The following is an 887-nucleotide window of genomic DNA, read 5'->3' on the forward strand; positions in this document are numbered from 1 at the left end:
GTATAGATATTACTTAATGATAGGGAAATACTAATATGCATCCTAATTACCAGTCCTTTAAGTGTTTCAGTCAGATTTAAATGGGTAGCAGAATTACCGACCGTTAATTGTGTGGATAAAATTAATACACATTAAATTATGACTGAACGTAGAGTACGTGAATCAGCGGGGGAATATGGCACCTTCGTTGTACTGCTGGATTTTTTAACCAATTGATTTTTCATGATTAAAGTAAAAACTCTGTCCCATATTGCCTGAGTATCTGCCGTCATATTCCTCATCAACAATGGAAATGAAACTTTCCGCCAACGTTTTGAACTTGATAGTTAAAGCGTTTCATTCTCATTTGCAGCCAGATAAATAGCGTTGTAACTTTGAGGTTCCGCCACAACGATAAGGAAAGGAAAATGAAAGCTGCTGTTGTGAATAAAGACCACTCTGTGGACGTCGTGGAGAAGACTCTGCGTGACCTGGAACATGGTGAGGCACTTTTGGAAATGGAGTGCTGTGGTGTATGTCATACGGATTTGCATGTCAAAAACGGTGATTTCGGTGACAAAACCGGCGTAATCCTCGGGCACGAAGGGATCGGTATTGATGTTAATGATCAGCAACTGGAGTTTGCCGCCGACATGGGGGCTGACCTGACCATTAATATGCGGAAAGACGATGCAGCAAAAATTATTCAGGAGAAAGTCGGTGGCGCTCATGCTGCGGTGGTAACAGCAACGGCGAAATCCGCTTTTAACTCCGCAGTGGATGCGATGCGCGCCGGTGGTCGTATTGTCGCCGTGGGTTTACCGCCGGAATCTATGAGCCTGAATATTCCTCGTCTTGTGCTTGACGGCATTCAGGTCGTCGGTTCACTGGTCGGTACCCGTGAAGAT

Annotated in this window: 1 protein-coding gene; it reads left to right on the plus strand. The window is 44.4% G+C overall.

From position 1 onward, the window contains the following. Positions 1-407: 407 nt before the first annotated feature. A partial coding sequence (locus AC1DUO_RS25535) for a zinc-binding dehydrogenase (protein ID WP_477989490.1) occupies positions 408-887 on the plus strand: 480 nt, incomplete at its 3' end.

This window comes from Rahnella sp. P4_A8 (assembly GCF_056402435.1).